The organism is Streptantibioticus silvisoli (assembly GCF_027947535.2).
Classification (GTDB): Bacteria; Actinomycetota; Actinomycetes; order Streptomycetales; family Streptomycetaceae; genus Streptantibioticus_C; species Streptantibioticus_C silvisoli.
The window spans coordinates 1-12,671 of sequence record NZ_JAAGKO020000054.1; the positions used below are offsets into that span (position 1 = coordinate 1).

Here is a 12,671-nt window from a genome sequence, read left to right on the forward strand (position 1 = left end):
AACGAACCCTTCGGGGACGACCCTTACCGAAACGCCCCCCGATCAGTGCCCCACATCAGCCGCCGCAGGCGCCTCCCGTGCCGGCGGACGCCGCTCCCCCACCGGTGCCGGGAGGGCCGACAGCCAGTCGGACAGTTCGGCGGGCGTCAGCCGCTCGGTGCGGTGGATGGCGGCTCGTGACGCGGTGAGCCACGCGTCCGACTTGGTCTCGAAGGAGATGCCGAACAGCGGGGTCTCCTCGGCCACGGCGTAGATCTGCGCGTGCAGCCGCATGGCCACGACGCCGGACGCGGAGCCGGCCAGTGCCTTGGCCACCGCGGGGTGCAGTCCCGGGCCGGCGAGCCGGGCGCGGGAGCCGGGTGCCGTGAGGTCGAGGCCCGCGCGTTCGGCCACCCGGCGGGCGAGCGACGCGTCGGACACCGCCTCGCCCAGCCCGTAGTCGCCGCGGTCGGACAGGCACAGGAAGACCACCGGCCGGTCGTCCTGCCACGCTCGCAGGGCGGCGGCGACCGTGTCGGTGACCCGGTGGAGCGCCGCCAGGTCGGGCATCGCCTTGAGGCTGACCACCAGGGGCCGGCGGGCGGGGTCGACGCCGGTCTCGGCGCGGACCCGGTCGGGCGGCGCGGCGGTGAGGGACTCGGCGGGGTCGGCGACCAGCGAGGGCCGCGTCCAGCGGGCGGGACCGCTGGACAGCACCTGCCGGGTGCGCGGATCGCGTACGGTCACGCAGGCCGCGCGACGGCAGACCGACTGGAGCAGCCGGCGGGTCGGCTGCGGCGTGTCGGGGTACGCCCCGATGGCCACGATGTGGATCTCCTTGCCGAGCAGCCGGGCGGCCAGCAGGACCGCGGGCAGCACGCGCACCAGTGGAGGCAGGCCGCGCCCGAACATCCCGCCGCCGCCCACCGCGATCGCGTCGGTCCGCAGGAAGGCGCGGACCCCTTCGGCCGACAGGGTGCGCACCGCGGCCAGGCCGTGCAGCCGGGCGATGGTGTCCGGGTCACGGCCGACGACGGTCAGCCGGTCGCGCCGGTCGCCGGCGAGTTCGGCGAGCCGGGCCAGGATGGACTCGTCGCCGGTGTTGCCGTTGCCGTAGTTGCCGATCAGCAGGGCGCGGCCCGGCCGGCGGCCGCGGTCGCGCAGCAGGTACCGGATCTGGCGTCCGGTGTCGGCCGGCCCGCTGAGCGCGGCGTCCGTCCCGCCCGCCGGGTCGTGCGGCGCGGGCTCGGTCATCGCGTCGGTGACGGGTCCCGACGCCGCGCGGTAGACGGCGAGTTGGGCCTCGGCGATCCGGTCCCAGTCGAGCCGGCGCACGGTGGCGGGGCCGGCGGCGCCCAGTGCGGCGCAGCGTTCCGGGTCGTTGCCGAGTGCGGTCAGCGCGTCCGCGTAACCGGTCAGGTCGCCGGTCGGCACCCGCTGTCCGACGGTGTCGCCGACCAGGGCGCTCAGGCACGCGATGTCGAAGGCGAGCACCGGGGTGCCGGTGGCCAGCGCCTCGGCGGCCACCATGCCGAACGTCTCGTACCGGCTGGGCATGCAGACCAGCCGGGCCCCGGCGAGCAGGTCGAAGCGGGCGTGGCCGTCGACCCGGCCGAGCCAGCGGACCCGGTCGGCGATGCCCAGTTCCGCCGCCAGCGCCCGCAGCGTCCCCTCGTCCGGGCCGTCGCCGGCGATGTGCAGGTCGGCGTCGAGGCGTCCGGCCGCCGACGCGTAGGCACGCAGCAGGAGGTCGAGGCCCTTCTGGGCGATCTCCAGGCGGCCGAGGTAGAGCAGGTGCTCCCGGGCGCCGCCGGGGCGCGGGTCGAACGCGGCCGGGTCGAGGCCGTTGGGCACCACGGTGACCCGGGCGGCGGGATTGCGCCGGGACAGTTCGGCGCCGAGGTCGTCGCTGACGGCGACGAGCGAGCGGTGCGAGCCGACCCCGAGGCGTTCGACGGCGCCGAACGGCAGCTTGTACTGCCGTGCCTTGTCCCGCGCGAACAGCCACTGCACGACCCCCACCACCGGGCGCCGGGTCAGGTACGGCACGCAGGCCGACGAGATCGGCGCGGCGAAGTCCTCGACCACGATGTCGGGGTCGGTGCGCCGCACCAGCAGCCACAGTCCGCCGAGCACGGTGGCGAAGTAGCCGAGCTGGGCGCTGAACCGGATCCGGCCCAGCGGTCCGAGGCGGGGGCCGACGGGCAGGTAGCGGACCTCGTCGACGACCGCGGGGGCGGCGCCCGGCCAGCGGGCGCAGACCACGGTGACCTCGATCCCGGCGGCGGCCAGCCGCCGGTTCACCTCGTGGGTACGGACCGAACCGCCGCCGGCGCCCGGCTGGCGCGGGTCCTCGAAGCCCAGGTGCAGCACCCGGTACGGTCCCGGCCGGCGCCGGCGCGGCCGGGCGGCCCGGCCGGCCAGCGCGCACACGACGACCGCGCCGAGCAGCCAGGCCACCGGGTGGTGGCGCAGCGCCGAGAGCGCGGCCCAGGCCAGCACGCCCGACGCCAGCGGAATCGCGGCTCCGGTGGCGGGTCCGAGCCCGGTCACCCGGCGGCGGACCAGCGCCAGCAGCACGAGGGCGGCGGCGCCGAAGACGGCCGCGGCCGACCAGGCGAGGGAGGCCGGGGCGGCACTGGCGGCGGCGAAGGCCGCACCGCCGAGCAGCGCGGCGCCGCCGAGCACGACCAGGGCCCGCCGGACCGGACCCCACGCCTGGAACAACGTGGTGACGAGGTTGACGGTGCCGGCCGCCAGCCCCGCCAGCCCGAGCGGCAGCAGCAAGGAGGCGGACGCGGCGTAGCGGGCGGGGAGCAGCAGTTGCAGCAACTGCTCCGGGCAGGAGGCCACGACGGCGGTGACGGCGAACGCGGTGACCCAGTGCAGGCGCAGCACGGCCCGGAAGTCGCCGCTGGGCGCCGGTCCCGGCCCGGTCGGCCGGGCGGCCGCCAGCCGGGGGAAGACGACCATGGCGAGCGCGGTGGCCAGGAAGACCGGCACCCGGGCCAGGACCAGCAGGGCCTGATAGGTCGCCAGGTCGGCCGAGGCGCCGCGTACCGCGGAGGCGACGGTGACGTCGAGGGTGATCAGCACCGACACCAGCGTCTGGATCCCGCCGATCGTGGCGGCCTGCCGCCACAACTCCCGCCGGTGCCCTGCCGCTTCCGCCTCTTCCTCTTCTTGCGCGAGGTCGACCGCGCCCGCTTCTACGGTGGGGTGGGCGGCTTCTCGGGCGGGGTCCGGCTGCGCGAGGCGGTCCGCGGGGCCGTTCAGCTGACCGGGGCGCGGTGCCGGGTCGACGCGTGGCGTCGGCTCACCGGAGGACGTCAGGTCGCGGCGCATGGCGAGGAGTCCGGCGGTGGCCGCGACGCCGGCGCCGACGGCGAAGGCGCCGACCACTCCGGCGGCGCCCCAGCCGAGCAGGGCGGCGGTCACCGCGGCGGCGATCCGGACGGTGACCTCGGTGACGCGCAGGGCGCCGAGCCTGCCGAACTCCTGGCGGCCCTGGAGGTATCCGGCGCCGGCCGAGCAGAGCATGATCAGCCCGCAGGCGACTGCCAGGACCGCGAGCAGCGGCGTACCGGCGTACCGGCTGACGGCGGCGCAGGCCGCGGCGGCGCACACCGCTGCCAGGCCGAGGGTGAGCCGCAGGCAGGAGCGCAGGGCACGCCGGCGCCGCATGCTGCCGGGCCGGCTCACCACCACCTCCCGGGCCAGGATCCACGGCACGGTGGCGCCGGCCAGCGTGCCGATGGTCAGCAGTACGGAGGCCACCGCGCCGTAGGTGGCGTAGACGGAGGTCGGCAGCAACCGCACCAGGACCAGCGACAGCCCGTAGTTGGCGGCGCCGACCAGCACCGTGGAGGCGGTGAGCAGCGCGGCGCCCCGGTTCAGGCGCGGCGGGACCTCACCGGTGGACGGGACCTCGCCGGCGGACGGGACCTCACCGGTGGACGGGACCTCGCCGGCGGACGGGGTGGTGGCGGCCGGGGTGACGGAGGCCGCGGACGCGGCGCCCGGGTCCGCGGGGGCGGGGCCGGTGAACGCGGCGACCGGTGCGGCCTGCGGGGCAGCGGCCGGGGCGGTTCGCGGGCCGTCCGCCCGGTCGGCGGTGCGGCTCAACGGGGCTTGCGCGTACGGCGGTTGCCCGGTGCGCTCCTCGGCGGCGCCGGGCGCATCGGTACGGCCGGATTCGTAGGTGGACGCATCGGTACGGCCGGCGCCATAGGTGGACGGTTCGGTGCTGCGACCGGGCGTCATCGGGTACCGCCCTTCGCGTCGTGCACGGAGGTGGCGGCGACGATCGGGCGCACGTCGTACACCCGCAACTGGCCGGTGGTCGGGCCGGACTCCGCGTGCAGCAGCCGGCCGCGCCGCTTCAGCTGTCCGAGCAGCGCCGGATCGATCCGGGAGTACCCCTGGTCGACCAGCTGGGTCGACATCAGCAGGTATTCGGCGTGATTGCGGTCCAGCGCGCCGACCGTTCCCCAGGTGCCCAGGTGGACGCCGTGCATCAGGAACTGGGCGCTGCCCTCGGTCACGTCCACCGTGCTGCCTTCCGGGATGTGGGTGCTGGTCCAGGCGATGGTGCGCCGGTAGGTGTCGTCCCGGCGGGTGTGCACCACCGCCCAGACCCCGCCGTCGACGGCCAGCGCCAGCGCCGCGACCACCACGGCCGCCACCACGGCCCGGGGCGCCCGCCGCCGGGACCGCGCGCCGTGACCGGCGCCGGTACGACCGGGGTCGGCGTGACCGGTGTGGACAGCACCGGTGTGGACGCGACCGGCCGCAACACGACCGCCGTCCGCGCGTCCCACCGGAAGGACGAGGTCGACCGCCAGGGCGAGGGCGGTGAGGCTGGTGACCACCAAGGGGTAGAACATCTGCTCCTCAAGGGTGCCGAACGCCCCCGCGTACAGCAGGAAGGCCAGCGCGCCGGCGGCCCAGGCCGTGATGACCGAGCGGACCGGCGCGTCGGCGAAGACCCACGGCCGGCGGACGCGCCGCACGAGCAGCCAGACGGTGGCGGCGGCCCCGACGACGATGACCGTGTAGGAGACGCCGAACTGGCCCAGGTCGGCCAGCAGCCGCGCGGAGAATCCGGCCGCCGGTGCGGCGCCCGCCTGGTGGAAGCCGGTGATCTGGCGGGTGCCGACCGCACGGGCGACGCCGGCGCTCTTCTGCGTCCACCACGCGGACCACTCGCCGCAGGCCGCGGTCACCGCCACGTACACCGCGTATCCGGCGACGGTGGTGGCCGCCGCGATCAGCCGCATCCGCCGCACCGGTCCGCGGCCGGCGAACGCCAGCAGGGCCAGCGGGGCGAAGGTGACGAGCGCGTACAGCTCCTTGGTGGTGATGGAGACGGCGAACATCAGGCCCGCCCCCACCGCGGTGCCGACGCGCGCGCGGGCGGTCGCCGGGGTGCGGGCGAGGATCAGCATGCCGATCGACGCGGCCGCGGTGGCCGGGGCCTCCAGCATCAGGCGGCTGTCGAACCGGTTGAGGAACGGGTCGCAGGCGAGCAGCAGTCCGGCGACGAGCGCGATCGGGGTGCGCACGGTGCGGCGCAGCAGGGCCGTGACGGCGACGACGGTCAGCGATCCGGCGACCGCGTCCACCGGCCGCAGGTCCATCACCAGGCGCAGGATGTCGCCGTGCTGACCGGTCACGCGCAGGACGGCGGCCAGCAGCGCGAAGAACGCCGGGGGGTGCAGCGCGAAGAGGTGGCCGTAGAGGGTGAGGCCGTGGCCGGTGGCCAGGTTGCGGCCGACGGTGGCGTAGGTGATCTCGTCGATGAACAGGTCGTAGGAACGCTGGACGAAGCACAGCCGCAACGCCAGGGCGAGCGCGAACAGACCGACCAGCGCGGCCGGTTGACGCATGCGGACGATCGCGGCGCCCGGCCCGGAGCGGGCGGTGGGCGCGCGGTGCGACGCGGGTGGGGGCACGGGCGGGGACGCCGGCTGGACCGCCGCCGGCCGGCCGTCGGTGCGGTCCTGCGGCGAGGCGCTGCGGGCGGGCGGGTGCTGTCGCCAGCCCAGGGCGTCGGAGTGCCGCGCGAGCCGGATGGCGACGAGGCCGTCCCGGCCCGCCCGGTCCGGCGCGTCGAACGCCGCTTCCCGCGACTCCCGCACATCGGCGGTCGCGTCGTCACGTACACCCACGTCAGCGGTCGCGCCATCGCGTATACCCACGTCAGCGCTCGCGTCGTCACGTATACCGTGGTCAGCCGTCACACCGTCGCGTACGCCAAGGTCAGCGGTCGCATCGTCACGTACACCGTGGTCAGCCGTCGCGCCATCACTTACACCCCGGTCAACGATCTCGTCGTCACGTATACCGTGGTCAGCCGTCACACCATCACGTACACGCAGGTCGGCGGTCGCATCGTCACGTACTGCCGCGTGGGTGCCGAGGTGCCCGGCGGGGACGCCGATGCGGGCGAGTACCGTCTCCGCGTCGTGTTCGTCGGCGCCCACCAGCAGCAGCGCGGCGTCCGGTCCCGAGGTGTCCAGCAGGTCGGTGGCGCGCAGGGAGCTGAGGTCGGCGGTCGCGAGGAGTGCCGCGGGCAGGGTGACCAGGGCGGAGGCGTCGGTGACCGAGCGGTGGTGCGCGGTCAGGTGCAGCAGCCGGTCGCGTTCGGCGGTGAGCGGGGCCAGCAGGTGGCCGGCGGTGGCGTCCCAGCCGTAGCGCGCGGCCCAGCGGCGGCAGCGACGCGCCCATTCCTCCGCCCGGTGCGGCGTGTTCACCGCCCGCAGGGCCGTGGCGAGCGTGTCGGTGAGGTCCTCGCCGGGGGCCGCCAGCCAGCCGGTGTCGCCCGGCCGGATGGTGTCGCGCAGGCCGGGGACCGCGTAGGCCACGGCCGGTACGCCGAGCGCGGCCGCCTCCATGACCGACAGCCCCCACCCCTCGCCCATGGACGCGGTGGCGGTGATGGCGGCGGAGGCGACGAGCCGGTCGCGTTCCTCGTGGGTGACGCGGCCGTGGAAGACGACGGCGTCCGTGATGCCCAGCTCCGCGGCGAGCTTCTCCAGCTCCGGCCGCGTCTCGCCGTCGCCCACGATGTGCAGGCGCAGGCCGGGGAACTCCGCCCGCAACGGCGGTACGCAGCGCACCAGCCGGTCGACGCGCTTTTGCGGAACGAGCCGTCCCACGCAGACGATCCGCGGCCCGGGTTCCGGCGCGGCGGCCTCCGGAGTGGTCGGGGCGGCCGGAGTGGTCGGGCCCGGGGCGGGGAGGTGCTGGCCGCAGGGGGCGAGGTGGACCGGGCCGCGCAGCGAGAGCCGGGCGCGTATCTCGGCGCGGGAGGACGGCGAGACGGCGGCGATCGCCCGTCTGCCGTAGACCAGCCGGGCGCCGCGGTTCTCCAGCCACCGCCCGAGGGCCGCTGCCGGGCGGGGGAACCAGACCGCGAACTGGTCCTGGTGGACGTGGTGGATCAGCAGCACGGTGGGGGTGCGCCGGCGCAGTGCGAGCGGCGCGAAGAAGGGGATGCCGTTCTGCGAGTCGATCACCCCGTGCACCCGTCCGCGGTGCAGCAGGAGCCACAGCAGGACGAAGGGGTAGACGGTGAACCGTCCCCCGCCGCGCACGACGGTGCCGAACCCGGTCTGTTCGCGGCGGACGGTGCCGCGCGGGCGGGCCGTCAGGTAGGTGACCGCGACTCCCGCCTCCCGCAGTTCGCGGGCCACCTCCTCGCAGTACAGCTCGGCCCCTCCCGCGTCGGGGTGCCGGCCGTCACGCCAGTTGCAGATCACGACGTGGCGCCCGCGCCACTCGGCGACGCGGGGGAAGGAGTCCGCCAGGGTCACCGGACCACCTCGGCGGACAGCGGTTCGTGGAGGGGCAGGACCGGGTGCGGCACCGGGCGCAGGCGGGAGACCGAGCGGTGCAGCCGCCACAGTTCGCCGGCCACCCGCAGCCCGTCGGAGACCGGCCGGAAGCTGGACCCCTGCTGGTCGCTCCAGGCGACCGGGAACTCCTCCAGGCTCAGCCCGAGCGCCCGGGCGCGGGCGATCACCTCCAGGTCGAAGGCGAACCCGGCGGTGTTGATGTCGGAGAAGATCCGCCGGGCCGCGGCCGCCTCGAAGAACTTGAAGCCGCACTGGGTGTCGGCGACCGGACCGGAGAAGCGCCGGGTCGCCATCCGGAAGCCCGCGCCGCCCACCCGGCGCAGCAGCGGCTGACGGATCGTCAACTGGGCGCCGGCGCACCGCCGGGAGCCGATGGCGACGTGCCGGCCGCCGCGCAGCAGCGCGAGGGCGTCGTCGAGGGCGGCGGCGGGGGTGGCCAGGTCGGCGTCGCAGAAGCCGACCCAGCGGGCGCGGGAGGTGACCATGCCGCGGGCCACCGCGGCGCCCTTGCCCTTGCGCGAGCAGCCGGTGACGGTGACCGGGATGCCGGCGGCGGCCAGTTGGTCGGCGCACTCCGCGGTGCGGTCGCTGCTGCCGTTGTCGATCACCCGCAGGGCCGTGCGCAACGGCATCCGGCCCAGGTGGTCGGCGAGCGCGATCAGCGTCTCGGACAGCCGGTGTTCCTCGTTGTAGGCCGGGACGACCACTTCGAGGTCGGCCGGCGTGAGCCCCGCCCGGCGCGACGCGGCGCTGCGGACCTGGGCGCTCCGGACCGGCGCGACATGGACACGCCCGGCGGCGGCGCTCCACGGCGGGGGTACGGCACCCGGCGCGAGGGCGGGGTCCGGGGCGAGAACGGTGTCCGGAGTGGAGACGACGTTCGGCGCGAGGAGCGCGTCCGGAGCGACGGTGATGTCCGGGGCGACGGTGGCACCCGGGGCGAGAACGGTGTCCGGCGCGAAGGCGGTGTCCGACGCGAGGAGCGCGTCCGGAACGCGGACGGCGGCCGGGGTGGAGGCGATGTCCGGGGTGGAGACTGCGTTCTGTCGCGAGGGCAGGGTGGGGGGACGCAGTGAAGTCATCGGTATCCCAGTTCCAGGTGAACGGGCGCGCCGAGGCACAGGCCGGAAATCGTCCTCCCGGTCCGGATACGCGCGTTGCACGGGGTCGGGGTGCCATCCTCGTCGTGGGGAAGAGGGGCGGCTGGATGGTTGTCGGCTCTGCGGCGGGGCGTTGCTCTCCTCGTCACTCGACGCCCGTACCACGTGATGGGGGTGACTGGCCGGCAGCCGGCGCCCAGCTGTGCCCGACTGCGGCGCGGCTTCCTGTCCTGCCCGCGCTACGTTAGCGAGCCCGCGCACGCTCAGACGATTCTCATGCGTCATTTTACTTATTGGTATTAATGCAGTTCTCTCCTGTAACGAACGAGCGCCGATAACCGGCCGACCGCCCGGTCGAAATCAGCGCCCACCGGCAGCTCGACAACGGCCGAGTGATCGAGAAATACCACCCGGAATACCGAAAAGAACGTCGCGTTCCATGTGACGCCGTGCCCGCGCTCTACGAACTCTTCGTCACGCTTGAGGTTTTCCCGAGGTATCCGTGAATTTCTCGTGACCCTCCGGTGATCCGCCCACCGCGCGCACCGAACGTCCACGGGAACGGCACCCGCCGGCTACGCCCGCACGCCGAACGGCTTCCACCCGGTGCGGTCGCCGGCGCGGACGTGGTCGACGGCGCGGACGTGGTCGACGGCGGGGACGTGGTCGACGGCGCGGTGAAGTCGCCGCCTCCGTGCGGTCGCTGACCCGGTGCGGTCGCCGGCGCGACCGCGGTCACCGTCACCGTGAAGTCGCTGTCACCGTGAAGGAGAAGGGCGGGACGGTCGCGGTTCCGGGGGTGGTGGGAGGGGGATCGGGCGCCCCGGAGGGAGGTGCGGGTCGGTGCTAACGTACCCGGGGACCCGGCTGTGCGGGGGGATATATCGGCAACCGTCGCCATCTCGCACGTGGTTGCGCCGGTTCGAGAGCGACGCACGCGGGCGCTCCGCGAGCGGCGGGTCGTACGCTCCGGCAGCGGTGGTCAGAACGCTCCGCGGGCGCGGGCCCGGCCGCTGGGCGGGCGGACGGTCTGAGACGAGGGTTCGAGATGACGATGTGCAACATTGCCCCGCGCAGCGTGAACCTCCAGGGCATCTGCCTGGTGGACGGCGCGCACGGGTGGGCGGTCGGCGACGGCGGCATGATCCTCGTGACGCACGACGGCGGCTCGCGGTGGATCCCGCAGGGGCGGACGGAGAAGGACCTGCGCGCGGTGTCGTTCGCCGACACCCGGCGCGGCTGGGTCTGCGGACGTGACGGAACGATCCTGCGGACCGTGGACGGCGGTGAGCACTGGCAGGAGCAGGAGTCCGGCACCCCGAGGAACCTCTACGGGATCTCGTTCGCACCGTCCGGGCGGACGGGGTGGGCGGTGGGCGACACCGGGACGCTGCTGGCGTCGTTCGACGGCGGAGTGACGTGGCAGCCGCAGGAGTCCGGTGAGGAGACCCACTTCACCCGGTGCGCGGCGGTGGACGACCGGGTGGCGTGGATCGTCGGCAAGCACGGGCGGATCCTCGCCACGACGGACGGCGGGGCGACCTGGGTGGCGCAGGACAGCACCACGCGGACCGACCTGCGCGGCGTCTTCGCGGTCTCCGCCGACGTGTGCTGGGCGGTCGGCCGGGCCGGAACCCTGCTGTGCACGCGGGACGCGGGGACCACCTGGGTGCGGGCGGACAGCGGGACCGGCCTCGACATCTACGGCGTGTGGGCCTCGCCGGACGGCCGGCGGGCCAGGGTCTCCGGTGACGACGGCCTCGTCCTCGGCTCCGACGACGGCGGCCGGACCTGGTCGCCGCAGCCCAGCGGCACCGGCAAGGACATCGTGTCCGTCGCCTTCACCCCCGACGCCCTCCAGGGGTGGGGGGTCGGCGACGACGGCATCATCCTGGCCACCGCGGACGGCGGGCGGACGTGGGCGCCGCGGCTGAACGGCATGCACCGCGACCTCGTCGGCCTGCACGGCGCCGGTTCGTCGCGGTGGGTGGTGGGGCAGCACGGCGCCGTCGTGGTCACCGCCGACGCGGGCGCGACCTGGCAGGGCGGCGGCACCGGGACCGAGGAACTGCTCTGGGGCGTGCACTGCCTCCAGGACGGCACGCGGGGCTGGGCGGTCGGCACCGGCGGCACGATCCTTGCCACCCATGACGGCGGCACCACCTGGACGCGGCAGGACAGCACCGCCACCCAGCACCTGTTCGGCGTCCACTTCACCACCGACGGCGACCACGGCTGGGCCGTCGGCGCCCACGGAACCATCCTCGCCACCCATGACGGCGGCACCACCTGGACGCGGCAGGACAGCACCGCCACCCAGCACCTGTTCGGCGTCCACTTCACCACCGACGGCGACCACGGCTGGGCCGTCGGCGCCCACGGAACCATCCTCGCCACCGACGACGGCGGCACCACCTGGACGCGGCGGCGGTCGCCCGCGGCGGTCAACCTGACGGGCGTGCACGTCGTCGACGGCGACCGGGGGTGGATCGTCGGCCGGGAGGGCACGATCCTGGCGACCGGGGACGGCGGCGCGACGTGGTCGCGGCGGGACGGCGGGACCGGCGCCGACCTGTGGGCCGTGTCGTTCACGGCGTCGGGGGACCGGGGCCTGGCCGTCGGGGAGTCGGGCACGGTGCTCGCCACGGCGGACGGCGGCGCGTCGTGGAGCGCCCGGGAGAGCGGGGGCTCCAACAGCCTGAAGGACGTGTGGATCTCGCCGGACGGCGTAAGCGCGGCCGCCGTCGGTGACGGCAGCCTGATCCTCGCCTCCGCGGACGGCGGCGAGACCTGGCAGCCGCACGTCTCCGGCACCGGCAAGAACCTGTACGGCGTCCACGTCTTCGCGGACGGGCGGGATGGCTGGGTGGTCGGCGACGGCGGCACCGTCCTGTCCTCGCGCGGCGGCGAGCGGTGGACCGCGCGGCCGAGCGGGATCGCCACGAACCTCTACACGATCGCGGCGGCCGGCGAGGGCACGGCCTGGGCAGTGGGCCGGGGCGGCACCATCATGGTCACCCGGGACGACGGCGCCTCCTGGCAGGCGCAGGACAGCGGGACGGACAAGGACCTGCTGTCGGTGCACATGCGCCCGGACGCCCGCACGGGGTGGGCGGTCGGCGACCACGGGACGATCCTCGCCACGCTGGACGGCGGCGCCACCTGGCGGCCGCAGGAGTGCCCGCGATCCGGCATCTCCTTGTGGGCGGTGGACTTCGCGGACGAGCGGACCGGGTGGGCCGTGGGCACCGAGGGCAGCGTCCTGGCCACCCGGGACGGCGGCGCGACGTGGCAGTTGCAGGACAGCGGCAGCACGGACGACCTGCTGGGCCTGCACGTCGTCGACGCGCGGACCTGCTGGGCCGCCGGCGACCGCGGCACCATCGTGACCAGCCAGGACGGCGGCGGCAGTTGGCAGCGCCGCGACAGCGGGACGACGCAGAACCTCAACGCCGTGCACTTCGGCCCCGACGGCCGGCTGGGCCGCGCGGTGGGGCGCAGCGACACCGTCCTGACCTCGGGCGACGGCGGGCTCACCTGGCAGGCCGGCGCCACGGGTTCGGGCATGTCGCTGTGGGCGGTGCGCGTCGTCACGCCGACGACGTCGTGGATCGTGGGCGACGAGGGGACCGTGCTGTCGACGTCCGACGGCGGGGCCACCTGGGACCAGCACTTCTACAGCCCGGAGAAGGATTCCACCGTCCGCCGGTAGAGTCCCGCGGGCTCCGGACGT

The 12,671-nt window shown here is 75.3% G+C and carries 4 protein-coding genes; 1 reads left to right on the forward strand and 3 read right to left on the reverse strand.

Features of this window, described 5'->3' with window-relative positions:
• Positions 1 to 42 precede the first annotated feature (42 nt).
• From POF43_RS27980 to POF43_RS27990, 3 genes are read right to left on the reverse strand one after another with little or no spacing between them, the layout of a single operon-like run.
• On the reverse strand, positions 43 to 4,242 hold the full coding sequence (locus POF43_RS27980; RefSeq protein ID WP_271324899.1) for a glycosyltransferase: 4,200 nt from the start codon (positions 4,240 to 4,242) through the stop codon (positions 43 to 45).
• Positions 4,239 to 7,796 carry a glycosyltransferase gene (locus POF43_RS27985; protein ID WP_282704822.1) on the reverse strand — a complete coding sequence of 1,186 codons (3,558 nt, stop codon included), beginning with the start codon at positions 7,794 to 7,796 and terminating at the stop codon, positions 4,239 to 4,241. Before POF43_RS27985 ends, POF43_RS27980 begins: the two co-directional genes overlap by 4 nt.
• On the reverse strand, positions 7,793 to 8,920 hold the full coding sequence (locus POF43_RS27990; RefSeq protein WP_282704823.1) for a glycosyltransferase: 1,128 nt from the start codon (positions 8,918 to 8,920) through the stop codon (positions 7,793 to 7,795). Before POF43_RS27990 ends, POF43_RS27985 begins: the two co-directional genes overlap by 4 nt.
• A 1,072-nt stretch (positions 8,921 to 9,992) precedes the next feature.
• Here POF43_RS27990 and POF43_RS27995 point away from each other — a divergent pair.
• The gene (locus POF43_RS27995) at positions 9,993 to 12,650 is read left to right on the forward strand and encodes a YCF48-related protein (protein ID WP_271325057.1); all 2,658 of its coding nucleotides are present in this window, start codon (positions 9,993 to 9,995) and stop codon (positions 12,648 to 12,650) included.
• Positions 12,651 to 12,671 lie beyond the last annotated feature (21 nt).

What these genes read in the sequence shown, in the direction of transcription:
- POF43_RS27995 (WP_271325057.1), top strand. Translation starts at nt 9,993, where the DNA reads ATGTGCAACATTGCCCCGCGCAGCGTGAACCTCCAGGGCATCTGCCTG.
- POF43_RS27990 (WP_282704823.1), bottom strand. Translation starts at nt 8,920, where the DNA reads ATGACTTCACTGCGTCCCCCCACCCTGCCCTCGCGACAGAACGCAGTC.
- POF43_RS27980 (WP_271324899.1), bottom strand. Translation starts at nt 4,242, where the DNA reads ATGACGCCCGGTCGCAGCACCGAACCGTCCACCTATGGCGCCGGCCGT.